The organism is Rhizobium sp. ERR 942 (assembly GCF_007828395.1).
GTDB lineage: Bacteria > Pseudomonadota > Alphaproteobacteria > Rhizobiales > Rhizobiaceae > Rhizobium > Rhizobium dioscoreae.
Map to the genome: position 1 here is coordinate 101904 of NZ_VIUA01000001.1, position 24663 is coordinate 126566.

Genomic DNA, 24663 nt, shown 5'->3' on the forward strand with positions numbered 1-24663 from the left:
CTTCTCCAGGGAAGGGTTGTTTTTTCCTTCTCCCCGAGGGGAGAAGGTATGTTTCCCGTGAAGATCACCGCCCGCCGATCACGCCGATATAGTCGGAGACCCAGCGGTGATAGGGCACGCATTCGCCCTGCGTGCTGCATTTCGCGACGGGCGTCTTCCAGAACTTGATCTTGTCGAAGTGATCATAGCCGTTGGTGGCGCAGCCGCTGTCGGTCAGGAGTTCGTTGCCCTTGCAAGCTGCCGGAACCGAGGGCACGGCGCCGAACCATGCGGCGGCATCGCCCTGAACCTTGGCCTGCAGCGAATGTTCCAGCCACATATAGGCGCAGTTCGGATGCTCACTGTCGGCATGCAGCATGGTGGTGTCGGCCCAGCCCGTCGTTCCCTCATCCGGGAAGGTGGAGGCGATCTTCTGCTTGTCGGCCTGCAGCAGGTTCACCTGGAACGGCCAGGAGCCGGAGGCGACGACACCTTCGTTCTTGAAGTCGTCGGTCTGGATCATCGCGTCATGCCAGTAACGGCTGACGAGCTTGCGCTGGCCGCGCAGCAGTTCGAGGGCCGCCTTGTACTGATCTTCGTTGAGCTCGTAGGGGTCCTTGATGCCGAGTTCAGACTTGTGGGCCATGAGATAAAGGGCGGCATCGGCAATATAGATCGGCCCGTCATAGGCCTGCACGCGACCCTTGTTCGACTTACCATCAGGCAGCGTCGTTTCTTCGAAGACGACGTTCCAGCTCTTTGGCGCCTGGCCCTTGAAGGCGTCGGTATTATACATCAGCACATTCGGGCCCCAGAGATAGGGCACGCCGTAATGGACGCCGTTGACCGTGTGCCAAGGGGCATTCTTCAGGCGGTCGTCGAGGTTCTTCCAGCTCGGGATCAGATCAGTATTGATCGGCTGGACGCGCTTGCCGGCAACGAGGCGCAGCGACGCGTCACCGGATGCGGTCACGAGATCGAAGCCGCCTTCGTTCATCAGCGCCACCATTTCGTCCGATGTCGCCGCGGTCTTGACGCTGACCATGCAGCCGGTTTCCTTTTCGAAGCCGGTGACCCAATCGTAATTCTTGTCGCTCTCACCGCGCTCGATATAGCCAGCCCAGGCGACGATGCTGACCGCACCTTCACCCTTACCGAGCGTCTTCAACGGCTCGGCGGCAATGACCTGTGTGGCGAAACTTAAGGATGCGAGTGCGGCCGTGCATGATTTCAGCAGATGCTTCATCGGACTCTCCCGGTTTTTGAGCCTTGATGGCGTGGAGCCAGTGGCTGGCTTCCTGTTCCCGAAAGAAAAGGTGACGCGATTTCGCCGCATTCGCAAATTCATTTATCAGAAAGGTGATATCGGAATTACCGATTCCTAACTGTGCGTGGCTGAGAGATCGAAAACCTCCGGCCGCAGCTTTCCGGCCCGCATGAGGTGCTGCAGCGTGTAGGAAATGGAAAGGGCATCATCGAGCGCGTCATGGCCCTTAAGTGGCGGATGCTGCACGCCATAGTAGTGGGAGAGCGCGTTGCTTGGCGTCTTCGCCAGATCTTCGACCGGCATTCCCGCCGCAAGCAGCAGCTTGACGGCATTGTCGAAACGATGCGCGGGGATCAGGGGCTGGATACCGGCGACGTAACAGCTGATCGCCATCATATTCAGCTCGTCCTTGCCCCAGGACCAGAGGCGGGCACCATCCGAGAAACGATCCAGGCCGGCGACGGCGTCCTGCAGGGCCATTCCTTCCGTCTCGATGTTCTCTTCGGTCACACCCGTCAATGCGGTGAAGAACGGATCGAGCGCATATCGTTTGCCAAACCGATCGACCGGGCGAACATAGGCCTTGTAGCTGTCCAGGATCGCGAAATCGTCTTCGAGGCTGAGCTTGACGGCTCCGACTTGCGCGACAACCGGATCGGGATCATGCGCCGCACACCAGGACCGGCGTTGCGACCCTTCGAGGCAAAGAAACTCACAGTCGAATATGATTGCAGTCTTCATACCTGACCCTCCATTTGCGACAATCTTCGATTGTATTCCCCTCAGTCGGGTCGCAAGAATACTGCGTGCTACCGCTGCCGGCCCGAGCGCATGCTTTCTGCGACACCGACGAAATCGCGGGCCGCTTGCGGCAGGCTGGAGCCCTTGCGCCAGACCATGCCGACCTGCACCACAGGCAGCGAACCGGAGACGTCGCGGCTTTCGATGCGATCGCCTTCCAGCGACCATGGACGATAGACGAGATCCGGCAGCAGTGCGACACCGGCGCCGGTGGCAACCAGGCTGCGCACGGCCTCGACAGAGCGGGTGCGGAACGCGACATGCGGGCGGGCGCCGAGCGCGGTCAAAAGCTTGCCGGTGTTTTCCTCGATTTCGTCGATGGTCAGCATGATCAGTGGCTCGCGGGTGATGTCTGCAACACTGATGATATCGGCCGAGACGAGGGGGTGGCCCATCGGCAGCCAGAGGCGGTAGGGCGAGGTCTCCAGAATCTCGGCCTGCAGAGCCATGCGATCGCGCAGATTGGAAATGACCATGACGGCGACGTCGAGCTCGCCACCAACCAGAAGATGTTCCAGATAACCGCCATTGTCCTCGATGGCACTGACTTCGACCCCGGGGCAGGCGCGGCGATAGCGCGCCAGAAGATCTGACAGAACATAGCCGGCGACAAGCGATGTCACGCCGATATTCAGCGTGCCTCCGGCCTCGTTCTGCTTGCCGGAAAAGCTGGTACGCGCGTCGGAGACCGTCGCCAGGATCTTCGTTGCGTGGCGCAGGAACTGGTGGCCGTTGTGGGTGATCGACAGGCCACGCGGATGGCGCTCGAACAGCTCCACGCCGAGATCGCTTTCCAGTTCCTTAAGAGCTTCGGTGACTGAGGATTGCGAGATGGACAGGTTCTGCGCAGCACGCGTCACGGAGCCCTGTTCCGCAACGGCGACGAAGTATTGCAGCTGTCTCAAGGTGAAGGCCATGCCAAGGTTAGAGCATGTTCGCGGCACGGAAGGCAAGCGCCCGTCATAGGTGTGAAAGTTTGGACCTTTTTTGGTAACGATGTCGAGGACAGCACAAGTTTCACCTCAGTTTTAAGTATTCCGAAACGCCAATTCCCTAACGTGAGGGTTGATCATTTTTGTCGGCTTGGAGTGGTCTATGCTGGAGCAGTTGGCGTGAGCGCCTTACTGCACATTTTCCGGATACCCCGGAAGTTTGTCGTCATGATCGGCGGAGTGGCCTTTCTCATAGGCTGCTCCGGCGTATTGGCGCTTTATGTCGGCAAGGACAGGCTGCTCGGTCTCGCCTCCGCATCTCCTAACGGGCTTCAGTGCACCGACGTCAATCTCGTCACGATCCGTAAGGATAACCGTTTCTGGGTTCGCAAATATATCCGCACGGAGCCGACCGATGGGCTGACGCGTGTCAGGACTGCGCTCCGGGTTGCCAAGGCTGTCTATCAGGAACAGAAACCGGATCTCGTTCAGGTTGTGGTTCTCGACAGAAATGGGCCGACATTGCGGTCTGACTTGCGTGGCCGGGCGCTGGGGGCCGATGTCGTTTACGTGCCGCATCCAGACAAGCTTGTCGATGGCAGCTCCGAGGCACCGCTGACGGCACGCTATTATGATGGCGGTGCGAGCAATGCCGGCCTGTTTTATGGTGAGCAGATTACTATGCTGCCGCAGGATATCGATGCGGCGATCGCCGGGTTGAAGAATCTGACGGACTGCGACAACGCGCTGGCGGCAGACAATGGCGGCGACGCCAAGAAGGACAAGATGAAGGCGGCGATCGCTGCGGAAGAGAAAGCGGCCGCAAATCAAGCGGAGAGCCACGATGCCAAACCGCAGCTGCCGGAACCGAAATCGACCGGCAATGTGCAGCCGGGCTATGATGCGAATGGTGATTTCATCGGCGCCGATGCCGGGGCGAAGGAAAAAAGCCCGTCACCGGGATTGGACCCGACCATGACGGGCGCCGCCGACCGCCGCTCGCCCGTCACCAACTGATCAAAAGCGGATTTGCGCTATCGGGCGGAAAGGCTGATGCCTCATTCCGCCAGATGTTTCTCGCCGATAGCCTGGTAGAGCGCGAAGAGCGCCTCGTGGACTTCGCCGGCAAGACGGTAGAAGTCCGGATTCGCCAGAATGGCGGGGTGCTGCAGCAACTGGTCGTCGGTCATGTCGAGCATGATCGACGCCGTGTGCATCGCTTCGTGGCAACCGAACGTTCCCGGTGCGTATTGTGAGAGATCGATGTCGCCGATCTCGGCAAGATCGGCCAGCCGCTGATGCTCGCTGTCGGCATCTGCCGCCGATATCTCTTTACCCGTCATGATACGCACCTTTGATGTTCGAGGGACGGAACCGGCCTCAATCGGCCTTGTTGCGGCGGGCCGGGAAAAGGATGATGTCGCGGATCGACGGCGAGTTGGTCAAAAGCATGATGAGGCGGTCCACACCGATGCCGAGACCGCCTGCGGGCGGCATGCCCTGATCGATCGCGTCGAGGAATTCTTCGTCGAGTTCCTTCTGCTTTTCGCCGCGCGCATGCGCCTGCTCGAGCTGCTCGACCATGCGGGCGCGCTGTTCTTCCGGATCGTTGAGCTCCGAGAAAGCGTTGCCGAGTTCCCAGGCGTTGCAATAGGTCTCGAAACGTTCGACAAGGCGCGGCTCGCCCGGTACTTCCTTGGCGAAGGGCGAGATATCCTTCGGGAAATGCGTGACGTGCGCCGGCTGGATCAGCGTACCCTCAACCTTCTCCTCGAAGATGAAGGCCAGGCATTCGCCCCAGGTGGCGTCCTTCTCGACGGCAAAGCCGGCGGCCTTGGAGGCGTCGCGAGCTTCCTCGTCGGTCTTGATCGCCAGGAAGTCGATGCCGGTTGCTTCCTTGACGGCATCGGGCATCGGCACGCGGCGGAACGGACCCTTGAAGGAAATCTGCTTGTCGCCGAAGGCGAATTCGGTGCTGCCGTGGATCGACATGGCGAGCGTGGAGAACAGCCGCTCGACGAGGTCCATGATGTCCTCGTAGTCGGCATAGGCCCAGTAGCACTCCATCATCGTGAATTCCGGATTGTGCCGGGTGGAGACGCCTTCGTTGCGGAAGTTGCGGTTGATCTCGAATACCTTGTCGGTGAGGCCCGAAACCAGCGTGCGTTTCAGGAAGAGTTCCGGCGCGATGCGCAGGTACATGTCGAGCTTCAGCGTGTTGTGATGCGTCTTGAACGGCTCGGCGGTAGCGCCGCCATAAACCGAATGCAGCATCGGCGTTTCGACTTCCATGAAGCCGTCATTCTCCATGAAGCGGCGGATGCCGGAAACGATGCGGCTGCGCTGCTGGAAGCGGAGCTTCGATTCCTCGTTAGTCATGATGTCGAGATGGCGCTTGCGATAGCGCAGCTCGATATCGGAAAGGCCGTGCCACTTTTCCGGCATCGGTAGCAGCGACTTGGTCAGCATGGTGATCTGCTGGGCATTGATCGTCAGCTCACCGCGCTTGGTGCGGCGCACGACGCCGGTGACGCCGATGATGTCGCCGATATCGATCATCGGCAGCAGCGAGCGTGCCTCTTCCGAGGTCACGTCCTTGTGGCTGAAGATCTGGATCTTGCCGGACGCGTCGTGGATATCCATGAACATGCCGGAGTTGCGCGAGGAATAGACGCGGCCGGCAACGGTGACGACATCGCCGGTTTCCGTATCCGGCTCCAGGCCTTCGTATTTCGCGGCCAGCTCGGCATTGGTCATCGTGCGGTGGAAATGCGCCGGATAGACGTCGCCGATCTGTTCGCGCAGCAACTTTAGCTTCTGGCGGCGAACTTCCGTTGCGTCGGAGGAGAGGGCGGATGCTTCGGTCTTGTCGTTCATGGTTTTAAAGTCCGGTTCAATTCTTCGGGCCGACGAGGGTCGCAACGGTCTGCGCGGCCAGTTTCAGCCGCTGGCGCACGACGGAGCGGCCGAGGATCGCCATGCTATCGAAAAGCGGCAGGGAGCGCGAGGAGCCCGATACGGCGACGAAAAGCGGGGCAACGATGACCTTCAGCTTCTTGCCCATGCGGTCGGCAATGGCGCGCAGCTCGGCTTCGATCGTCTCGACGTTCCATTCGAGGATCTTTTCAAGGTCCGGCTGTACCGTGTTGAGGATCTCAAGCAATTCTTCCGGCGTCGACTTGATCTTGGCGAAGGCCGAAGGATCGAGGTTGAGATCGGACTTGAACAGGAAGCCTGTGAGGTCGGGCAGCTCGCCGAGCTTGGTGATGCGCGATTGCGAGAGCTTCAGACCCTCCTTCAGGCGGTCGTTTTCCATTGCCCAGGTCAGGACGCGGTGCTGGAACTCTTCTTCCGAGAGCTTCTCGCGGATCCAGCGGCCGTTCAGCCAGTCGAGCTTCTGGATGTCGAAGATGGCCCCGGCCTTGGACAGGTTTTCCGGATCGAACTTTGCGGCAAGCTCATCCATGCTCAAGAGCTCTTCACCTTCGGCGATCTGGATGAAGAACAGACCGAGGAAGTTCATCAGCGCCTCGGGAATGTAGCCGAGAGCCGTATAATAGGAGATCGAGGTCGGGTTCTTGCGCTTCGACAGCTTCGACTTGTCGGCATTGCGCATCAGCGACAGGTGCATGAACACCGGCGGCTCCCAGCCGAGATACTGATAGATCAGAATGTGCTTCGGCACCGAGGCGAGCCATTCCTCGCCGCGCGCGACATGGGTGATCTTCATCAGATGGTCATCGACCACGTTGGCCATGTGATAGGTCGGCATGCCATCGGCCTTCAGGAGAACCTGCATGTCGACGGCATCCCACGGGATTTCCACGTCGCCGTAGACGCCGTCATGGAACTTGCAGGAGCCTTCGGTCGGGATCTTCATGCGCACGACATGCGGCTCGCCGGCAGCGACGCGTGAGGTCACTTCCTCGGCCGAGAGGTTCAGACAGTGGCCGTCATATTTCGGCGGCAGGCCGGCGGCGCGCTGCGCCTCGCGCATCTTTTCCAGGCGCTCCGGCGTGCAGAAGCAGCGGAAGCCATGGCCGTTTGTGACGATCTGCTCGACATAGGGCTTGTAGAGGTCCTTGCGGTCGCTCTGGCGATAGGGGCCGTAGGGGCCGCCGATATCGGGACCTTCGGACCATTTCAGGCCGCACCACTTCAGAGCGTCGAGCACCTTGGTCTCGAATTCCGGGGTGGAGCGGGTTGCGTCGGTATCCTCGATGCGCAGGATGAACTCGCCGCCGTGTTTCTTGGCGAAGAGATAGTTGAACAGCGCGATATAGGCGGTACCGACATGCGGCTCGCCGGTGGGGGAGGGTGCGATGCGGACGCGAACGCCTGAAGTGGTCATTTTGTTTGCCCGTCATAAAAGGCCGGGCCGCGCTTGGGACAAGCGCCGTCCAGCCGAAAATGTCTATCTGGATCAGGAAACCGGCCGGAAAAGGGCGTCTTGCCGCTTCTATCAGCGTTTTCCGTATGGCTGGCCTTAGGCCATATTCAAAGGATGACGTCAAGGGAAACTGCGCCGTAAGAGCAGGCAGAGGCACCGAGGACGCTGTGCTGCATCGAAAAGGGCCGGCCTTCCAATTTCGCTGAGCGTCTTTACTCTTCGTAAGTGTTTCAGAAGAAAAGCCTTACGCTTGCCGAATTTGATTTGCAATTTTCGCGGCAGTGGCAAAATAGGTTTTCAATCGTTCATTCCGGGGATACCATGAAGAAACTGATTTTGTGCTTGCTATTGGCTGTCTCGATGGTCGACGCAGCCGCGGCCCAATCGACCATCACACGGGACAGTTCCGCCCGACTGATCGAGTCCTACCGCGCCTATATCGGCAATGACGATCTTTACAATTCCAAAGGCGAGCGCCTGACGCTGCCCTGGCAGATCATCCGCCAGGACCGCGCCAACTATCACGCCTATCGCCGCCGTGACCGTGGCGACGAGGGCGACAGCTTCTTTTCACTGCCCTCCAATCGCCAGAAGCTGGAAGCCATGCTGGCAAACGGCAATATCGCCGACGATGCCGGGAATTATATCGTTCGCGGCAACGTCTGGATCAAGGTCGACATTTATGGCCGCGGCGATATCGGCGAATGGGTCGACGTGCACGTGCAGGATTGATCGCTCTAATGGAACTGCGCCCGCTGGCGGGCGCAGTTCTTTCGATCAATGGCCGCCAGATGCCTTTTTCCGCCGGTTGCGTGCCACCATGTTCAGCACTTCGACCAGGGCGGAGAAGGCCATGGCGGCGTAGATGTAGCCCTTGGGAACATGCACGCCCATGCCTTCGGCGATCAGCGTCGTGCCGATCATTAGCAGGAAGGCGAGCGCCAGCATGACGATGCTCGGGTTCTTCTCGATGAAATTGGCGAGCGGGTTGGCTGCGACCAGCATGACCGTGACGGCTGCGATGACCGCGACGAACATGATCGGAAGGTGCGGCGTCATGCCGACGGCGGTGATGATGCTATCGATCGAGAAGACCAGGTCGAGCAGCAGGATTTGGCCGATCGCCGAGGCGAAGGTCGTGGTCGTCGATTTGGCGATGAAATCCTCGCCCTGTTCCTGAGGGTCGACGTTGTGATGGATCTCCTTCGTCGCTTTCCAGACGAGGAAGAGGCCGCCGCCGATGAGGATCATGTCCTTCCAGGAGAAGCCCTGGCCGAAGATTTCGAAGACGGGCTGGGTCAGCTGGACGATCCAGGCGACGGTTCCGAGCAGCGCGAGGCGCATGATAAGGGCGAGGCCGATGCCGATCTTGCGGGCTCTGTCACGATGCTCCGGCGGCAGCTTGTTGGTGAGGATCGATATGAAGATCAGGTTGTCGATGCCGAGGACCACCTCCATGACGACAAGCGTGACGAGCGCCACCCACGCTCCCGGGTCCTGTATCAGCCCCATGATATCCATTGAATGTCCCCCTTTGATCAGCATTCGCCGATGCTGACCCCCAGCACGGCCGCTCCAGAATGGCCGTAATGTAAGGAGCACAACCGTCCGTACAAGCGCCGCCACCAATTTCGTGGCGGCGGCCTTGTTTCAAGGACTCTGTTCCCAGGCTTGGTTTTCAGGCGTCCAGGGGTATCCAGATTTCCGTCACGCCCATGCCGGTGCGCGGATCGAAGCGGTCGTCATAGCGTTCCATCATGTCGGGTGTGCCGGCATGCTGTTGACCCGATTGCGGCAGCCATTCGCCGAAGATCTGATGCACCGTGCCGGAAATGCCGGAGATATGGCCGCGATGCGTGAAGATCGCATAGCGCTGCTGCGGCAGCTTCACCGTCACGAAGCCTTCTGGCAAGCCGTCGGCGGCGGAAACTTCGGCTGCCGACATATAGCGGAAGCTTTCGCTGCCTTCTTCCGCCTGGGTGCAGACGCCATAGGCGACATTGCCGATCTGGCCGGGAATATGGCCGAAATGCTCGTTGAATTTCTGCCAGAGCGAGGGGATGGCCTCTGTCGCCTCATAGGCATAGGTTTCCGCAAGACCGGCAAGCAGCATCGCGGGATGGGTCTCGAAGCGCGGTCCATCGAGCTTGGGAAGGCGGGTGTCGTCCATTCTGATCGGCTCCTGTAGAGCGAGGTTGCGAACGTGTCCTTGTTTGCGCAGGCTTTCCGGCGTCATGCCGAATTGCTCGCGGAAGGCACGGGTGAAAGCCTCGTGCGAGCCGTAGCCGGCATCGAGGGCAACCTGGAGAATGGAAGAGGAGCCGTCGATCAGTGCGAGAGCCGCTTCGCCGAGGCGGCGGTTCCGGATATAGCTGCTGATCGAGTGACCGGTCGTCATGCCGAAGACGCGCGAGAGATGAAAGCGCGACAGCCCGGCCGTCTCGGCGATCTCGTCGAGCGAGATGTCGGATTTAAAATGGCTTTCGATAAACCATATCGCTCTGCCGATCGCGCTCATTTTCAACTCCCCTGGTTGCCGGGCCAGTCATAGGCCTGTGGCGGCGGCAATGCTTGATCGCCATTGCGGAGTTGAATGACTACACCGTTGCGGCCGGCGGGAGAGGCCTGTTCATCCCAGAGCAGTACAGTTTTTCACGGAATCTCCGAACCGCTCTATTCACGCAATTCCGGACGAAAAGCCGCTGCGCACTTTCCCTGGAATTGCTCTAATCCCTGCGATCCGGACCGTAGCCCGCCAGGAAGACGCGGACGGCGCCGCGCACGACATAGTCGATCTCTTCCTTCGACGGCGGCTGTTCCATGTCGCCGAAGAGCCGCAGCTTGAAATAGCCGCCGCTGGCCATTTCCAGGAAGTGGCGGGCAGCCATGTCGAAGTCGTCGATCTTGAGATGGCCGGCGGCAACCTGCCGCTCGAGGAAGCCGCGCAGCACCGTGCGCAGATTTTCGGGGCCGGTGAAGAAGCGTTGACAGAGCGAGGGCATGCGTTCGCGCACGCCGATGACCGTGCGCATTGCGCTGATGGTCTTATCCGAGGTGACGTGCGTGACGAAGACGATGCCGAAATCATAAAGCGAGGTCGTGACATCCGCTTCGTCTGAAAGGGCATTGCGGACAAGGTTGACGAAATGGGTGCGCTCGCTCTCCATCATGGCGGCGAACAGATCTTCCTTGTTGGCAAAATAGACGTAGAGAGTGCCCTTGGAAACGCCCGCCTCGCGGGTGACATCGTTCATGCTCGCCGCATCGAAGCCCATTTTCATAAAGACACGCTTGGCGCCTTCGAGAATCTGATGACGCTTGGCAGGGTCCTCGCCGGCTGCCCAGCGCCCACCGGAGCCCGGCGCAGGCGCGTTCAATACGGCGGCATTTTGGGATTCGTGTTTCATCGGCTCTTTCACTGTCTCCTTTACGCGATACTCGATCACTTTTTCTGAATCTTAAACAGATTCGCGAAATAAATCGAACCGCTCAGTTCGATATCTCTTGATATGGCGTGAGAAAGGCTCTATGTCAATTGAACCGAACCGTTCGGTTCGATTATTTTGCCAGATTTTCGGTGGTAGGGAAATGTCGTCAAGTCATGGAAACAATGTAGCGCGCATCGTGAACGAGCCCGCTGATGCAGAAGTGGAAGCCCGGGAAACCGGTGCGCCTGCCGAGGCTCCAGCGGCCGAAACGCGCAGCAACCCTGCCCCCGCCCAGGCTGCGCCTGCTGCTCCGGCCCCTGCGGCCCCACCGCCATCGGAGAAGAAGCGGCGCAGCCTGGTTTTTCCGATCATCATCGTCGCGGCTCTCGCAGCCGGTGGCTGGTATGGCTACGACTGGTGGACGAACGGCCGCTTCATGGTCTCCACCGATGACGCCTATATCGGCGGCGACATCGCCACGATATCGCCGAAGGTAACGGGCTATGTCGCCAAGGTAAACGTCGTGGCCAACCAGCAGGTCAAGGCCGGCGACGTGCTCGCAACGCTCGACGACGGCGACTACAAGCTTGCGCTCGGCCAGGCTCAGGCCTCGCTCGACACCGAGCAGCTTTCACTCCATACCATCGATGCACAGATCGCTGCCGGCCAGGCAGCCCTTGCCCAGTCGCAGGCGCAGAAGGTTGCCCTGGAAGCCACGGTCCGCGGCGCCCAGATTACCCAGACGCGCGCTGCTGAACTGCAGTCGAAGTCGGTCGGCACCACGGCCGCTTTGGACAGCGCCAATATCGCGCTGGATCAGGCCAAGGCCAATCTGGTCGGCGGCGACGCCGCCATCGCATCCGCACAGGCCAACATCAACCTGCTGCAGGCCCAGCGCCGTCAGGCCGAAAGCACGATCAAGGGTCTCGAAGCCGCCCGTGACAAGGCTGCCCGCGACCTGTCCTTCACCGTGCTGAAGGCGCCTTATGACGGTATCGTCGGCAATCGCTCGGTGCAGGAAGGCGATCTCGTCTCCCCCGGTCAGAAGCTGATGGCGATCGTACCGACCAAGCAGCTCTATATCGATGCGAATTTCAAGGAAACGCAGATCCAGCATCTGGTTCCCGGCTCCAAGGTCAATGTTCACGTCGATGCTTTCAGCGATCATCCGATCGTCGGCACCGTAGAATCGATCTCGCCGGCCTCCGGCTCAGTCTTCTCGCTGCTGCCTCCGGAAAACGCGACAGGTAACTTCACCAAGATCATCCAGCGCGTGCCTGTCCGTATCGCATTGCCACAGGACGCGCTCAATACCGGCCGTCTGCGCGCAGGCCTCAGCGTCGTCGTCGACGTCGATACCCGCACGGCGCCGGACAAGTAAACGATCGAGCTCGGGAGAGACGCGCCATGTCGTCCGCCAGCACTACAGCCGGGTCGCCCCCACGCGCGGCCGGCCCCGCCGCGCCTGCGGCTGATCATATCGAGCCGAGAAAGCTCATCGCCTTTCTGGCGATGGTGCTCGGCATGTTCATGTCGATCCTCGACATTCAGATCGTCTCCGCCTCGCTCAGCGAAATCCAGGCCGGCCTCAGCGCCGGCTCGGATGAAATCGGCTGGGTGCAGACCGCTTATCTGATCGCCGAAGTCATCATGATCCCGCTATCGGGAACGCTGGCGCGCATCATTTCCACGCGCTATCTCTTCGCGATCTCGGCCGCCGGCTTTACAATATCGAGCGCGCTTGCCGCGACCGCCACCAATATCGATCAGATGATCATCTACCGCGCCCTGCAGGGCTTCATCGGCGGCGGCATGATCCCCTCGGTCTTTGCGGCAGCCTTCACCATCTTTCCGCCGTCCAAGCGCAACGTCGTCTCGCCGATCATCGGCCTCATCGCGACGCTTGCGCCGACCATCGGCCCGACCGTCGGCGGCTATCTGTCCAATGCCTTCTCCTGGCACTGGCTGTTCCTGGTCAATATTCCTCCCGGTATCATCGTTGCCATCGTCACCTGGAATTTCATCGACTTCGACAAGCCCGAGCTGTCGCTGATGAAGAAGTTCGACTGGTGGGGGCTGATTTCGATGGGTGTTTTCCTCGGCGCGCTGGAATATGTGCTTGAGGAAGGCAATACGAACGACTGGTTCAACGACAATTACATCGTTGCGGGTGCCATCGCGTCCGCTATCGGTGCCGTGATTTTCTTCTATCGCGCCTTCACGGTCGAATTCCCCGTGGTCGATCTCAGAGCCTTCACGAACAAGAACTTCTCCTTCGGGTCGATGTTCTCCTTCGTCATGGGCATCGGCCTCTATGGCCTGACCTACATCTACCCGCTCTATCTCGCGCGCATTCGCGGCTATGATTCGCTGCAGATCGGCGAGACGATGTTCGTCTCCGGCCTCACCATGTTCTTCACGGCGCCGCTGGCCGGCTTCCTGTCGAGCAAGGTCGACCTGCGCATCCTGATGATCATCGGCTTCACCAGCTTTTCGGCCGGTACTTACATCATGATGCACCTGACGGTGGACTGGGATTTCTGGGAGTTGCTCATCCCGCAGATCCTGCGCGGTTTCGGTCTCATGCTCTGCATGGTGCCGATCAACAATATCGCGCTCGGAACCATGCCGCCCGCCCGTATGCGCGGTGCGTCAGGCCTGTTCAATCTCACGCGTAACCTTGGCGGTGCCGTCGGTCTTGCGATCATCAACACGCTTTTGACGAACAGGCAGGACCAGCATTATTTCAACCTTCGCGACCATGTTCATTGGGGCAGCCATGCCGCCGTTACCCAATTGAACAACATGGCCGCCAGCTTCAATGCAGCGGGCTTGGACGGTGATCAGGCCGCGCTGAAGCAAATGGTCAATATGGCGACGCGGCAGGCGGTCGTGATGTCCTTCGGGGATATTTTCCTGATGCTGACCGTGCTTTTTCTCGCGATGATCCTCGGCGTTCTGATGCTCAGCAAGCCGAATGCGGCGGGCGGCGGCGGTGGTGGCGGAGGCCACTAATCCGGCTCTTGATAATGCTCCCAAGGCATGGCCCCTCCTCGCGAGGGGCCTTTTTTGTTTGGGGGGTCGTTTGGAAAAATTCACCGGCCCGAAATTTTTGATTTACGTACATCAAAAATCGCAGTAAGGGTTTCCGCAGGAGGAACCCATGAGACCGACCGTGCATGACATCGCCGCCGCTGCGGGCGTCAGCCTCGCCACGGTGGACCGAGTCCTGAACCAGCGTCCGGGCGTACGGCTGGTGACACGGGAGAAGGTGGAAGCCGCTATCCGGCAAATCGGCTATATCCGCGATGTCGCTGCTGCCAACCTGGCCAAGGGCCGTGTCTATCCTCTTGTTTTCATTGTGCCGACCGGCGATAATTCCTTCATGCATGGGCTGCGATTTGAGGTGCATCAGGCAACCCTGCGGGCCAGCATAGAGCGCACCGATATCCGCATCGTCGAAGTGCCGCCGTTCGATGTTCCTGCCCTGGTTGCGGCACTGGATGCCTTGCAGGGGCAGGATATCGCCGGCGTCGCTCTCGTGGCGACCGATGCGCCGGAAGTGCGGGCCGCCGTCGACCGTCTCGTCTCGGAGCGTATTCCCGTCATTACGCTGGTCTCTGATCTCACCGATTCCGCCCGCCATCACTATGCGGGCATCGACAATATCTCCGCCGGACGGACCGCCGCGCGGCTGCTCGGGCGCTTTCTGGGCGTTCGTGAAGGCGATCTTACCGTTCTCGCCGGCTCGATGCTGGTGCGCGACCATCGCGAGCGCCTGCAGGGCTTTTCTGCCGTGATGGCAGAAGAGTTTCCCAAGCTGCGGCTGCTGCCTGTGCTGGAAGGACGTGACGATCCCGAACAGGCCCGATCGCTCGTTTCAAAGGCGCTCTCCGCAAATAAGAGTATCATCGGCATCTACAGCCTCGGTGCCGGCAACCGTGGTCTGATTGCGGCCCTGAAAGCCGTGCGGCCCGAGCGTGAGCTGACGGTGGTCGTGCATGAGCTGACGCAGCATACCCGGGCGGCGCTGTTGGACGGCACGATCGATGCCGTCCTCAATCAGGATGCCGGCCATGAAGTCCGCAGCGCCATCCGCGTCATGAAGGCAACAGCCGACGGTCAGGCCGTCATTGCCGATCAGGAGCGCATACGGCTCGACATTTTCTTGAAGGATAATCTGCCCTGAGCATTCGAACGCGGCAGAGCATAGGGAGTAATATCTGATGTATTTGGGTCTCGATCTCGGAACCTCCGGCGTCAAAGCGATGCTGATCGACGGCAATCAGAAGATCATCGGCTCCGCCAATGGCGGGCTTGACGTGTCGCGCCCGCATCCCGGCTGGTCCGAGCAGGAGCCGGCCCATTGGATTCGCGCGACGGAAGAAGCAGTTGCGGGGCTGAAGGCTGCGCATCCGAAGGAGCTGGCGGCCGTGCGCGGCATCGGCCTTTCCGGCCAGATGCATGGCGCGACGCTGCTCGATGCCGATGACAAGGTGCTGCGGCCCTGCATCCTCTGGAACGATACCCGTAGCTACCAGGAAGCCGCCGCCCTCGACGCCGATCCACGTTTCCGCGCGCTGACCGGCAATATCGTCTTCCCCGGCTTTACAGCACCGAAGCTCGCCTGGGTCGCCAAGCATGAGCCGGAGATTTTCGCTAGAGTGCGTTGGGTGCTGTTGCCGAAGGATTATCTGCGCCTTTGGCTGACGGGCGAGCACATGTCGGAAATGTCCGACTCCGCCGGCACGTCATGGCTCGATACTGGCAAACGCAAATGGTCGTCCGAGCTGTTGGCGGCGACCAATCTCGATGAGAAGCAGATGCCGACGCTGGTCGAAGGCACTGAGGTCGCCGGCAAGCTGCGTGGCGAGCTGGCCTCGAAATGGGGCATTGCCGGCGATGTCGTCGTTGCCGGCGGGGCAGGCGACAATGCGGCCTCGGCCTGCGGCATGGGTACGGTGAGCCACGGCGCTGCTTTCGTTTCGCTCGGCACGTCTGGCGTGCTCTTTGCCGCCAACGGTTCCTATCTGCCGAAGCCGGAAAGCGCCGTGCATGCGTTCTGCCACGCACTGCCGAATACCTGGCATCAGATGGGCGTCATCCTCTCGGCAACCGATGCACTGAACTGGCATTCGCATGTGACGGGCAAATCCGCTGCCGAACTCACCACAGAGCTTGGTGAGACGCTGAAGGCGCCGACCAGCGTTACTTTCCTTCCCTATCTCTCGGGCGAGCGCACGCCGCACAACGACGCTACCATCCGCGGCGCCTTCATCGGTCTCGGCCATGAAAGCGGCCGCGCCGTGCTGACGCAAGCCGTGCTCGAAGGCGTGTCCTTCGCCATTCGCGACAATCTGGAAGCGCTGCGTTCGGCCGGCACCGACATCGCGCGCGTGACCGCAATCGGCGGCGGCTCGCGTTCGCGCTACTGGCTGGCTTCGATCGCCACTGCGCTCGGCGTACCCGTCGACCTGCCGGCGGACGGCGATTTCGGTGCCGCTTTCGGTGCCGCACGCCTCGGCCTGATTGCGGCGACCGGCGCCGACCCGGTTGCAGTCTGCACCCCGCCGCAGACGGCCGGCACGATCGATCCGGTTGCGTCCCTGACGGATGCTTATGCGGATGCCTACAAGCGCTATCGGGCGGTTTATCCGGCAATCAAGCCGCTGAGCATGGTTTGAGGTCAACCCCCTCACCCTAGCCCTCTCCCCGAGGGGAGAGGGGACGACGGAGCTTACTGCGGTCACCCATACCTTCTCCCCTCGGGGAGAAGGTGGCCCGAAGGGTCGGATGAGGGGGCATCAAAGTGACAAAACAATACCGAAACACCAAACCCAAGGAGATGAGATATGAGCACCGGATTTTTTGGTGACATCAGCAAGGTAAAATACGAAGGCCCAGACAGCACCAATCCGCTGGCCTTCCGCTATTACAACAAGGACGAAGTCGTTGCCGGCAAGCGCATGGAAGACCATCTGCGCTTCGCCGTCGCCTACTGGCACACCTTCACCTGGCCGGGCGGCGATCCCTTCGGCGGCCAGACCTTCCTGCGCCCCTGGTTCAACGAGACGATGGAAGCCGCCAAGCTGAAGGCCGATGTCGCCTTCGAATTCTTCACGCTGCTCGGCGCTCCCTACTACTGCTTCCACGATGCCGACGTACGTCCGGAAGGCAAGAATTTCGCCGAGAATACCAAGAACCTCAACGAGATCGTCGACTACTTCGCCAAGAAGCAGGCCGATACCGGCGTAAAGCTGCTCTGGGGCACGGCAAACCTCTTCTCCAACCGTCGTTTCATGTCGGGCGCTGCGACCAATCCGGATCCGGATGTCTTCGCCTTCTCGGCTGCGACCGTGAAGACCTGCATGGACGCCACGCACAAGCTCAACGGCGAAAACTATGTTCTCTGGGGCGGCCGCGAAGGTTATGAGACGCTGCTCAACACCGACCTGAAGCGCGAAATGGACCAGATGGGCCGCTTCCTCAACCTCGTCGTCGAGTACAAGCACAAGATCGGCTTCAAGGGCACGATCCTCATCGAGCCGAAGCCGCAGGAGCCGACCAAGCATCAGTATGATTATGACGTCGCCACGGTCTACGGCTTCCTCAAGAAGTACGGCCTGGAAAACGAAGTGAAGGTCAATATCGAGCAGGGTCACGCGATTCTCGCCGGCCATTCCTTCGAGCATGAGCTGGCGCTCGCCAATGCGCTCGGCATCTTCGGCTCCATCGACATGAACCGCAATGACTACCAGTCCGGCTGGGATACCGACCAGTTCCCGAACAACGTTCCGGAAATGACGCTGGCCTATTACCAGGTTCTGGCAGGCGGCGGGTTCAAGACCGGCGGCACGAACTTCGACGCCAAGCTGCGCCGTCAGTCGCTCGACCCGGAAGACCTGCTCATCGGCCACATCGGCGGCATGGATTGCTGCGCCCGCGGCCTGAAGGCTGCTGCCAAGATGATCGAAGACAAGGCGCTCTCCAAGCCGCTCGCCGACCGTTACGCCGGCTGGGATTCGGCCGAAGGCCAGAAGCTGCTGCGCGGCGAATATTCGCTCGACCAGATCGCCCAGTGGGTCGAGACCAAGGACGTCAACCCGCAGCCGAAGTCCGGCAAGCAGGAACTGCTGGAAAACATCGTCAATCGCTACGTTTGATCGGCAGTTTCGGGAGGCGGTATTTCATTGCCTCCCGATTTCAGCCTGAAGGCGCGGCTGGAAATGGCTATGGGATTCCCTGAGGGGTCCTTGGCATTGGCGAAAACATAGCCGTCGGCCTGATGCAAGGGTCCGAACTCCAGCCCCTCTTCAGCACACTTAGCGCGGAAAGCTTCGACATGCTCGACGTCGAAGACCAGCTTGACCAGCACCTGGCCCATTTTCTGCGCCTTACCCGCCGGATGGATCATCAGATTGGCACCGCCATCCTGCGCGAGCAGTTCAACAATCCGATCGCCCTCCAGGCGGAGTGGCTTGAATCCGAAATGCTTCTCGTAAAAGCTGATCGTCGCTTCGACATCGCGGACATAGAGGGTGATTCTGCCAAGCGGCATCGTTGCGACTGCCTAGCGCCGACTGCGCGGCGGAGCTCCGACCGAGTTCCGCACGATCAGATCCGGCCGCAGCAGGATCTCCGTCTCGGCCGGCTCGCCATCCGAAAGCAGTTCCAGCAGAAGCGCCATCGCATGCTTGCCGATGGCGGTGCGGGGTTGCCGGATCGTCGTCAGCGACGGCGTCATGAAGACGGCCTGCGGCACGTCGTCGAAGCCGGTTACCGAAAAATCCTCGGGGATATCGTAGCCGCGTGCCTTCAGGCCGATCATCACGCCGATCGCGGTCTGGTCGTTGACACACATGAAGGCCGTCGGGAGCGTGTCTCGCATGAAGAGCTGCTCGACGGAGAGTCGCCCGCTCTCGATGGTGCCGTCGCCGTCCAAGACGATGCGCAGGTCCTGTCCGATGCCGGCCGCATCCAGTCCGGCCTCGTAACCCATGCGCCGGCGGCTATAGGCGAGGCGGGTGCGGGAATCGCCGATGAAGGCGATCTTGCGATGGCCCTCGGCAATCAGGAGGTCCACGGCCTTGCGCGCGCCGGCAATATCGTCGACGCCGACATAAGGGATGCCGCCGTTGAAGACCGGTTCGAAGACACCGACGCTCGGCGGCAACCGCGCTGTCATCGTCTGATGTCCGAAGGGCAGGATGCCGGTGAAGAGGATCAATCCCGCCGCCTGGTTGGAGTTCAGGAACTTCAGATATTCCAGGCCGCGCTGGGCATCGTTCTGCGTGTGGCCGATCAAGATGCCATAGCCGTGCGAACGCGCCTCGTTTTCCAGACCGATCAAAATATTCGAGAAATTGGGATCGCCGATATCGGGCGCCACGACGAGAATCATGTTCGAGCGGCCGAGTCTCAGGCTGCGCGCCATGGCATTGGTAGTATAACCGGTAACGGCGATAGCCTGATTGACTTTCAGCCGCGTCGAATTGGCGACTTTCTCCGGAGTATGGATGGCCCGCGAAACCGTTGCTATCGAAACATTGGCAATTCGGGCGACGTCTTCGATAGTTGCGGGCGTGGAATTCGACACTGCGCTCTGCCTTGGGGTCTCGTCTCGGGCTGGAGACTACACAGACTTACGTGGAGGTCAAAGGTAACCGCGAAATTTTGTACGATATCCAATGATGTAAACCTTTACACGATGTATGTAAAGGTTTACATACCGTGGAAAGCGGGTGGGACCGCAGGGAGGATTCAATGAGTTCGGAAGCCGTCGACGGTGCGGTCGTGCTGTCTGCGAGAGGGATTTCCAAGTCCTTTAACGGCGTGCAGGTGCTGTTTAGCGTCAACTTCGATCTGCGGGCCGGCGAAATCCATGCGCTGATGGGCGAAAACGGCGCCGGCAAGTCGACGCTGGTAAAAGTTCTCTCCGGTTTCGAGCAGCCGACCTCGGGCGAAATCCTCCTCGATGGCAAGCCGGTGAAATTGCCGCCAAATGGCGCGGCGGAAGCGCTCGGCATCGTCATCATCCATCAGGAATTCAATCTTGCGGAACATCTGACCGTCACCGAGAGCCTGTTTCTCGGCCGCGAAGTCACGCGTTTCGGCGTGCTCGATCGCAAGCTCATGCGCGCGGAAACGCGGCGCGTGCTCGACCTTCTCGGCTCGCATGTCGACGAGAACGCCATCATCAGCACACTCTCCATCGCCGACAAGCAGATGGTGGAAATCGCCAAGGCGATCAGCCGCGATGCACGCATCGTCTTCATGGACGAGCCGACTGCTGTTCTCTCGCGCGAGGAGACCAATTTCCTGTTCAAGCAGGTGCGCAAGCTGCGCGACCAGGGAACGAGCTTCGTCTTCGTCTCCCATAAGCTCGATGAGGTCATGGAACTGACGGATCGCGTCACGGTGCTGCGCGACGGCCAATGGGTGAAGACATCACCGACCTCGCTGCTCGATGGCGAATCGATCGCCCAGCTAATGGTCGGGCGCGAGCTTTCCAGCCTTTATCCGGCCAAGAACGAGCCGGATGTCGACGAGAAGGTGGTGCTCAGCGTTGCCTCGGTCTCGACCGGCTACGTCCATGATGCGAGCTTCGAGCTGCGAAAAGGCGAGATCCTGGGTTTTTCCGGCATGATCGGCTCTGGGCGTACCGAGTTGATGGAGGCGATCGTCGGTCTGCGCTCGCGTATCTCCGGCGAGGTCGTCGCCAATGGCCAAACGGTGCCGCCGCATGATGTGCATGCAGCCATCGATGCCGGGCTTGCCTATATGACGAAGGACCGCAAGTCGAAGGGTCTGCTTCTGAATTCCGGCATGATCGTCAATCTGACCCTGCAGTCGCTCGACCGGCATGGCAAGTTCGGCTATCTGAGCGCCTCAAGCGAAGCCGATGCGCTGGCGAGAGCGCGCCGCCGTTTCGATATACGCGTACGTGACGGCAATATCGTTGCCGGCCGCATGTCCGGCGGCAACCAGCAGAAGCTGCTTCTGGCGAAGATCATGGAGACCGAGCCGCAGATCATCATCATCGACGAGCCGACGCGCGGCATCGATGTGGGTACGAAGCAGCAGATCTATCATTTCATTTCCGCGCTGGCGCGCGACGGTCATTCGATCATCGTCATCTCTTCGGAAATGCCCGAGGTCATCGGGCTTTGCACACGGGTTGCCGTGATGCGCGAGGGCCGGATCGTCGGCGTGCTCGAAGGCGAAGAGATCACCGAGCAGGAAATCATGCGTTATGCGGCGGGCCTGAAGAAAAAGACGGCTGCCTGAAGGGCGGCGGAGCAAGGCGAATTCCCAGCAATCATGGGACGGGAGGTTGGTTTTGGTTATGAGCGTGGGTGAAGACAGCAGCGGCAAGACAGGCCGGCGGGGGCGCTCCTGGCGGGATGTCGATCTTAGGGCCGTGGCGCCGTTTGCAGCCTTGGTGCTGCTTCTGATCGTGGGCGCGCTGGTCAATCCGAACTTCATCGGCATTACCAATCTCACCAATGTTGCGACGAGATGCGCCTTCATCGCCATCATCGCGGTTGGTGCCACCTTTGTCATCTCGGCCGGCGATCTCGATCTGTCTGTCGGCGCGATGGTTGCCTTCGTTGCGAGCCTGATGATCCTCCTGATGAATTCGGGCGCCATCGCCGATCCCGCCCTGATGCTGGCGGCGGCCGTGCTGTTCTCGATCGTTGCCGGTATATTGTGCGGCCTGGCCAATGGCCTGATCACGACCGTGGGCAAGATCGAGCCTTTCATTGCGACGCTCGGCACCATGGGTGTCTATCGCGGCCTGACGACCTGGCTGTCGCAGGGTGGTGCGATCACCTTGCGTCCGGCCAATCTGCAGGCGCTCTACAAGCCCGCCTATTATGGCACTGTGTTTGGTGTGCCGGTGCCGATCGTGGTCATTCTTGTCGTCACCGGCATTGCGGCCTTCATTCTCTACCGCACCCGCTATGGGCGGCATGTCATCGCCGTCGGTTCCAATCGCGACGTTGCGCGCTATTCCGGCGTGGCGGTCAATCGCGTGCGCACCGTCGCCTTCGTCATCCAGGGCTTGTGCGTGTCGATTGCCGTGCTTCTCTATGTGCCGCGGCTTGGTTCGACGTCGGCGACGACGGGCAGCTTGTGGGAGCTGCAGGCGATCACCGCGGTCGTCGTCGGCGGCACGGCGCTGAAGGGCGGAGCGGGCAGGGTATGGGGCACGATCTGTGGCGCCTTCATCCTGGAGCTCGTCGGCAACATCATGCTGCTTTCCAATTTCATCAGCGAGTATCTGCTGAACGCCATCCAGGGCGCGATCATTATCATCGCTATGCTGGTTCAGCGTTCACTCGCCCGCAAATAGTGAATAGCCGGGTCAGGGGGCGCCCGGTTCTTGGTGACAAGGCCCTGTCTCTATCTGGGAGGAAGAAACATGCGAAAGAGACTCATAGGCTTGGCTGTCGTGATGGCGGCTCTGGCCGGCACGGTCCATGCCGAGGATAAGAAGGTGACGATCGGCGTTTCCATTCCGGCCGCCGACCACGGCTGGACCTCGGGCGTGGTCTTCCATGCCGAGCGCGTCGCCAAGCTCTTGATGGCGGAGCATCCGGGGCTGAACGTCATCGTCAAGACCTCGCCTGACGCGGCGAGCCAGGCAAACGCCGTGCAGGACCTTGAGACGCAGGGTATCGATGCGCTCGTCATCCTGCCGTCGGATCCGGATCCGCTCGTCAATGCCATCAAGGAAGTCAAGGACAAGGGCAAGTTCGTGGCGCTCGTCGACCGTGCGCCGAGCAACAACGACAATTCCGTCCGTGACCTCTATGTCGCCGGCAACAATCCGGCGCTCGGCCAGGTCGCGGGCGAATACATCAAGGCCAACACGCCGGATGCCCAGGTCGTCGTCATCCGCGGCCTGCCGATCCCGATCGATCAGCAGCGCCAAGACGGCTTCGACAAGGGCATTGCCGGCTCGAACGTCAAGGTTCTCGACCGCCAGTACGGCAACTGGAACCGCGACGACGCCTTCAAGGTCATGCAGGACTACCTCACCAAGTTCCCGAAGATCGACGTCGTCTGGTGTCAGGATGACGACATGGCCGTCGGCGTTCTGCAGGCAATCGAGCAGGCCAAGCGTACCGATATCAAGTATATCATCGCCGGCGCCGGCTCGAAGGACATGATCAAGAAGGTCATGGATGGCGACAAGCTGATCCCGGTCGACGTGCTCTATCCGCCGGCAATGGTCGGCACGGCCATGGAGCTGACAGCCGCCAATTTCTACGATCAGGTTCCGGTTCGCGGCAACTACATCCTGGATGCGACGCTCGTCACCAAGGACAATGCCAAGGACTTCTACTTCCCCGATTCACCGTTCTGATCGGTTCCTCGGTTCATCTTCAAGGGCGCCCGCCGGTTTCGGCGGGCGTTTTTTAAGTGTTCCATCAGCCCTCGTTTTGTGGCGGATGGAAATTTTGCGGCACGTACCTCTTGCCGTCCGCGGCGTGCCGTGATTAGGTCGCAAGGCATTCGACTTTCAGCCCGACGACCCTATAGTTTTTGGAGGCTGCGGCACCTCAGCCGCCTCGGATATGGGTCCGAAAGGCATCGGAAACGTTTACAGAACGCGATTAGGGAGGAAATACAGATGAAGACGATCAAGGGACCAGGCCTGTTTCTCGGCCAGTTCGCCGGCGATGCCGCCCCTTTCAACTCGTGGGATTCGATCACGAAATGGGCTGCCGACGCCGGCTATATCGGCGTGCAGGTTCCGACCTGGGCAAGCCAGCTCATCGACCTGAAGAAGGCAGCCTCCTCGAAGGATTACTGCGACGAATTCGCCGGCGTCGCCCGCGCCAACGGCGTCGAGGTCACCGAACTTTCCACCCACCTCCAGGGCCAGCTCGTCGCCGTGCACCCTGCCTATGACGAAGCCTTTGATGGTTTTGCCGCTCCGGAAGTGCGGGGCAATCCGAAGGCTCGGCAGGAATGGGCGGTCGAACAGGTGAAGATGGCGCTGACGGCGTCGAAGCATCTCGGCATCAAGGCCCATGCGACCTTCTCCGGCGCGCTCGCCTGGCCCTTCATCTATCCCTGGCCGCAGCGCCCGGCTGGCCTTGTCGAGACCGCTTTCGAGGAGCTTGCCCGCCGCTGGACGCCGATCCTCAACCATGCTGACGAAAACGGCGTTGATGTCTGCTACGAAATTCATCCCGGCGAAGACCTGCATGATGGCATCACCTTCGAGATGTTCCTGGAGCGCGTGAAAAACCATCCGCGCGCCAACATGCTCTACGATCCCTCGCACTACGTCCTGCAGTGCCTCGATTATCTCGAGAACATCGACATCTACAAGGACCGCATCAAGATGTTCCACGTCAAGGATGCGGAGTTCAATCCGACCGGACGCCAGGGCGTCTATGGCGGCTATCAGGGCTGGGTCGAGCGCGCCGGCCGTTTCCGCTCGCTGGGTGACGGCCAGGTCGATTTCGGCGCCGTCTTCTCCAAGATGACCGCCAATAATTTCGACGGCTGGGCCGTGGTCGAATGGGAATGCGCGCTGAAGCATCCCGAAGACGGAGCTCGCGAAGGCTCCGAATTCGTCAAGGCGCACATCATCCGCGTCACGGAAAAGGCCTTCGATGACTTCGCCGGCAGTGGCACGGACCAGGCGGCGAACCGGCGCATGCTGGGGCTGTCGTAATTTCTCTTCTCCCCAACGGGGAGAGAATGCTGCCCAGGCCGCCTCTTCCTTCGAGGCTTCACTCCTTCGCAGAGCTCAGGAGGCTCCGCACCTCAGGATGAGGGCGGAGCGAGCTCTCGCGAAACTCCACTAGAGCCATCTTAGGCATCGCTAGTTGGAAGGATGTGATG

Annotated in this window: 22 protein-coding genes; 11 read left to right on the plus strand and 11 right to left on the minus strand. The window is 60.4% G+C overall.

The genetic code is table 11. The annotated features are described in order from the left end of the window. Positions 1 to 64: 64 nt before the first annotated feature. The 3 genes from FBZ97_RS00515 to FBZ97_RS00525 form a co-directional block, all read right to left on the minus strand. The gene (locus FBZ97_RS00515) at positions 65 to 1225 is read right to left on the minus strand and encodes an ABC transporter substrate-binding protein (protein ID WP_145315955.1); all 1161 of its coding nucleotides are present in this window, start codon (positions 1223 to 1225) and stop codon (positions 65 to 67) included. A gap of 135 nt (positions 1226 to 1360) precedes the next feature. Continuing rightward, a complete protein-coding gene (locus tag FBZ97_RS00520; protein WP_145315957.1) occupies positions 1361 to 1987 on the minus strand; it encodes an exonuclease domain-containing protein in 627 nt (208 codons plus the stop codon). Between the two features lie 68 nt (positions 1988 to 2055). Continuing rightward, positions 2056 to 2964, minus strand: coding sequence for a LysR family transcriptional regulator (locus FBZ97_RS00525; RefSeq protein ID WP_113230838.1), 909 nt, complete (start codon positions 2962 to 2964; stop codon positions 2056 to 2058). 195 nt (positions 2965 to 3159) lie between these two features. Between FBZ97_RS00525 and FBZ97_RS00530 the strand changes: the two genes are divergently transcribed. After that, on the plus strand, positions 3160 to 3996 hold the full coding sequence (locus FBZ97_RS00530) for a hypothetical protein (RefSeq protein WP_145315959.1): 837 nt from the start codon (positions 3160 to 3162) through the stop codon (positions 3994 to 3996). A 41-nt stretch (positions 3997 to 4037) separates the two neighbouring features. Here FBZ97_RS00530 and FBZ97_RS00535 read toward each other — a convergent pair whose 3' ends face one another. Genes FBZ97_RS00535 through gltX form a run of 3 tightly spaced genes read right to left on the minus strand, consistent with a single transcriptional unit; the run spans position 4038 to position 7330 of the window. Beyond that, positions 4038 to 4322: a hypothetical protein gene (locus tag FBZ97_RS00535; RefSeq protein ID WP_145315961.1), complete on the minus strand. Its 285-nt coding sequence runs from the start codon at positions 4320 to 4322 to the stop codon at positions 4038 to 4040. 37 nt (positions 4323 to 4359) lie between these two features. Further along, entirely contained in the window at positions 4360 to 5856 is a 1497-nt protein-coding gene (gene lysS / locus FBZ97_RS00540; RefSeq protein ID WP_113354868.1) for a lysine--tRNA ligase, read from the minus strand. Between the two features lie 16 nt (positions 5857 to 5872). Beyond that, a complete protein-coding gene (gltX, locus tag FBZ97_RS00545; RefSeq protein ID WP_095435868.1) occupies positions 5873 to 7330 on the minus strand; it encodes a glutamate--tRNA ligase in 1458 nt (485 codons plus the stop codon). A 360-nt stretch (positions 7331 to 7690) separates the two neighbouring features. Between gltX and FBZ97_RS00550 the strand changes: the two genes are divergently transcribed. After that, the gene (locus FBZ97_RS00550; RefSeq protein WP_145315963.1) at positions 7691 to 8101 is read left to right on the plus strand and encodes a hypothetical protein; all 411 of its coding nucleotides are present in this window, start codon (positions 7691 to 7693) and stop codon (positions 8099 to 8101) included. Between the two features lie 45 nt (positions 8102 to 8146). Here FBZ97_RS00550 and FBZ97_RS00555 read toward each other — a convergent pair whose 3' ends face one another. The 3 genes from FBZ97_RS00555 to FBZ97_RS00565 form a co-directional block, all read right to left on the minus strand. Beyond that, a complete protein-coding gene (locus FBZ97_RS00555) occupies positions 8147 to 8890 on the minus strand; it encodes a TerC family protein (RefSeq protein ID WP_145315965.1) in 744 nt (247 codons plus the stop codon). Positions 8891 to 9047: 157 nt separating this feature from the next. Beyond that, complete coding sequence (locus tag FBZ97_RS00560) at positions 9048 to 9887, minus strand: GyrI-like domain-containing protein (RefSeq protein WP_145315967.1); 840 nt, start codon at positions 9885 to 9887, stop codon at positions 9048 to 9050. A gap of 208 nt (positions 9888 to 10095) precedes the next feature. Next, positions 10096 to 10776, minus strand: coding sequence for a TetR/AcrR family transcriptional regulator (locus FBZ97_RS00565; protein WP_113354877.1), 681 nt, complete (start codon positions 10774 to 10776; stop codon positions 10096 to 10098). Between the two features lie 181 nt (positions 10777 to 10957). Between FBZ97_RS00565 and FBZ97_RS00570 the strand changes: the two genes are divergently transcribed. The 5 genes from FBZ97_RS00570 (at position 10958) to xylA (ending at position 17960) form a co-directional block, all read left to right on the plus strand. Then, positions 10958 to 12178: an HlyD family secretion protein gene (locus tag FBZ97_RS00570; protein WP_113330562.1), complete on the plus strand. Its 1221-nt coding sequence runs from the start codon at positions 10958 to 10960 to the stop codon at positions 12176 to 12178. 26 nt (positions 12179 to 12204) lie between these two features. Next, a complete protein-coding gene (locus FBZ97_RS00575) occupies positions 12205 to 13812 on the plus strand; it encodes a DHA2 family efflux MFS transporter permease subunit (protein WP_145315969.1) in 1608 nt (535 codons plus the stop codon). Positions 13813 to 13960: 148 nt separating this feature from the next. Further along, positions 13961 to 14986, plus strand: a complete 1026-nt coding sequence (locus tag FBZ97_RS00580) for a LacI family DNA-binding transcriptional regulator (protein WP_145315971.1) — start codon at positions 13961 to 13963, stop codon at positions 14984 to 14986. Between the two features lie 37 nt (positions 14987 to 15023). After that, positions 15024 to 16481: a xylulokinase gene (xylB, locus tag FBZ97_RS00585; RefSeq protein ID WP_113330559.1), complete on the plus strand. Its 1458-nt coding sequence runs from the start codon at positions 15024 to 15026 to the stop codon at positions 16479 to 16481. A gap of 168 nt (positions 16482 to 16649) precedes the next feature. Beyond that, the gene (gene xylA, locus FBZ97_RS00590) at positions 16650 to 17960 is read left to right on the plus strand and encodes a xylose isomerase (RefSeq protein ID WP_113330558.1); all 1311 of its coding nucleotides are present in this window, start codon (positions 16650 to 16652) and stop codon (positions 17958 to 17960) included. Here xylA and FBZ97_RS00595 read toward each other — a convergent pair. Further along, entirely contained in the window at positions 17951 to 18355 is a 405-nt protein-coding gene (locus tag FBZ97_RS00595; RefSeq protein WP_145315973.1) for a VOC family protein, read from the minus strand. The two genes, xylA and FBZ97_RS00595, sit on opposite strands and share 10 nt — an antisense overlap. A 12-nt stretch (positions 18356 to 18367) precedes the next feature. After that, entirely contained in the window at positions 18368 to 19393 is a 1026-nt protein-coding gene (locus tag FBZ97_RS00600) for a LacI family DNA-binding transcriptional regulator (protein WP_113354899.1), read from the minus strand. A 167-nt stretch (positions 19394 to 19560) separates the two neighbouring features. Here FBZ97_RS00600 and FBZ97_RS00605 point away from each other — a divergent pair, with 167 nt between their 5' ends. The 4 genes from FBZ97_RS00605 (at position 19561) to FBZ97_RS00620 (ending at position 24493) form a co-directional block, all read left to right on the plus strand. Beyond that, positions 19561 to 21084 (plus strand): sugar ABC transporter ATP-binding protein, encoded by a 1524-nt coding sequence (locus tag FBZ97_RS00605; protein ID WP_145315975.1) that lies wholly within the window; start codon positions 19561 to 19563, stop codon positions 21082 to 21084. A 58-nt stretch (positions 21085 to 21142) separates the two neighbouring features. Next, a complete protein-coding gene (locus FBZ97_RS00610; protein WP_145315977.1) occupies positions 21143 to 22153 on the plus strand; it encodes an ABC transporter permease in 1011 nt (336 codons plus the stop codon). A 69-nt stretch (positions 22154 to 22222) separates the two neighbouring features. Further along, a complete protein-coding gene (locus tag FBZ97_RS00615; RefSeq protein WP_069616012.1) occupies positions 22223 to 23170 on the plus strand; it encodes a substrate-binding domain-containing protein in 948 nt (315 codons plus the stop codon). A gap of 267 nt (positions 23171 to 23437) precedes the next feature. After that, positions 23438 to 24493 (plus strand): sugar phosphate isomerase/epimerase, encoded by a 1056-nt coding sequence (locus tag FBZ97_RS00620; protein WP_069616013.1) that lies wholly within the window; start codon positions 23438 to 23440, stop codon positions 24491 to 24493. Positions 24494 to 24663 lie beyond the last annotated feature (170 nt).

Coding starts and splice junctions, on each gene's coding strand:
- lysS (WP_113354868.1), bottom strand. CDS start 5,856: ATGAACGACAAGACCGAAGCATCCGCCCTCTCCTCCGACGCAACGGAA.
- FBZ97_RS00555 (WP_145315965.1), bottom strand. CDS start 8,890: ATGGATATCATGGGGCTGATACAGGACCCGGGAGCGTGGGTGGCGCTC.
- FBZ97_RS00575 (WP_145315969.1), top strand. CDS start 12,205: ATGTCGTCCGCCAGCACTACAGCCGGGTCGCCCCCACGCGCGGCCGGC.
- FBZ97_RS00550 (WP_145315963.1), top strand. CDS start 7,691: ATGAAGAAACTGATTTTGTGCTTGCTATTGGCTGTCTCGATGGTCGAC.
- FBZ97_RS00570 (WP_113330562.1), top strand. CDS start 10,958: ATGTCGTCAAGTCATGGAAACAATGTAGCGCGCATCGTGAACGAGCCC.
- FBZ97_RS00595 (WP_145315973.1), bottom strand. CDS start 18,355: ATGCCGCTTGGCAGAATCACCCTCTATGTCCGCGATGTCGAAGCGACG.
- xylB (WP_113330559.1), top strand. CDS start 15,024: ATGTATTTGGGTCTCGATCTCGGAACCTCCGGCGTCAAAGCGATGCTG.
- FBZ97_RS00580 (WP_145315971.1), top strand. CDS start 13,961: ATGAGACCGACCGTGCATGACATCGCCGCCGCTGCGGGCGTCAGCCTC.
- FBZ97_RS00605 (WP_145315975.1), top strand. CDS start 19,561: ATGAGTTCGGAAGCCGTCGACGGTGCGGTCGTGCTGTCTGCGAGAGGG.
- FBZ97_RS00565 (WP_113354877.1), bottom strand. CDS start 10,776: ATGAAACACGAATCCCAAAATGCCGCCGTATTGAACGCGCCTGCGCCG.
- FBZ97_RS00535 (WP_145315961.1), bottom strand. CDS start 4,322: ATGACGGGTAAAGAGATATCGGCGGCAGATGCCGACAGCGAGCATCAG.
- FBZ97_RS00525 (WP_113230838.1), bottom strand. CDS start 2,964: ATGGCCTTCACCTTGAGACAGCTGCAATACTTCGTCGCCGTTGCGGAA.
- FBZ97_RS00615 (WP_069616012.1), top strand. CDS start 22,223: ATGCGAAAGAGACTCATAGGCTTGGCTGTCGTGATGGCGGCTCTGGCC.
- xylA (WP_113330558.1), top strand. CDS start 16,650: ATGAGCACCGGATTTTTTGGTGACATCAGCAAGGTAAAATACGAAGGC.
- FBZ97_RS00560 (WP_145315967.1), bottom strand. CDS start 9,887: ATGAGCGCGATCGGCAGAGCGATATGGTTTATCGAAAGCCATTTTAAA.
- FBZ97_RS00520 (WP_145315957.1), bottom strand. CDS start 1,987: ATGAAGACTGCAATCATATTCGACTGTGAGTTTCTTTGCCTCGAAGGG.
- FBZ97_RS00610 (WP_145315977.1), top strand. CDS start 21,143: ATGAGCGTGGGTGAAGACAGCAGCGGCAAGACAGGCCGGCGGGGGCGC.
- gltX (WP_095435868.1), bottom strand. CDS start 7,330: ATGACCACTTCAGGCGTTCGCGTCCGCATCGCACCCTCCCCCACCGGC.
- FBZ97_RS00620 (WP_069616013.1), top strand. CDS start 23,438: ATGAAGACGATCAAGGGACCAGGCCTGTTTCTCGGCCAGTTCGCCGGC.
- FBZ97_RS00515 (WP_145315955.1), bottom strand. CDS start 1,225: ATGAAGCATCTGCTGAAATCATGCACGGCCGCACTCGCATCCTTAAGT.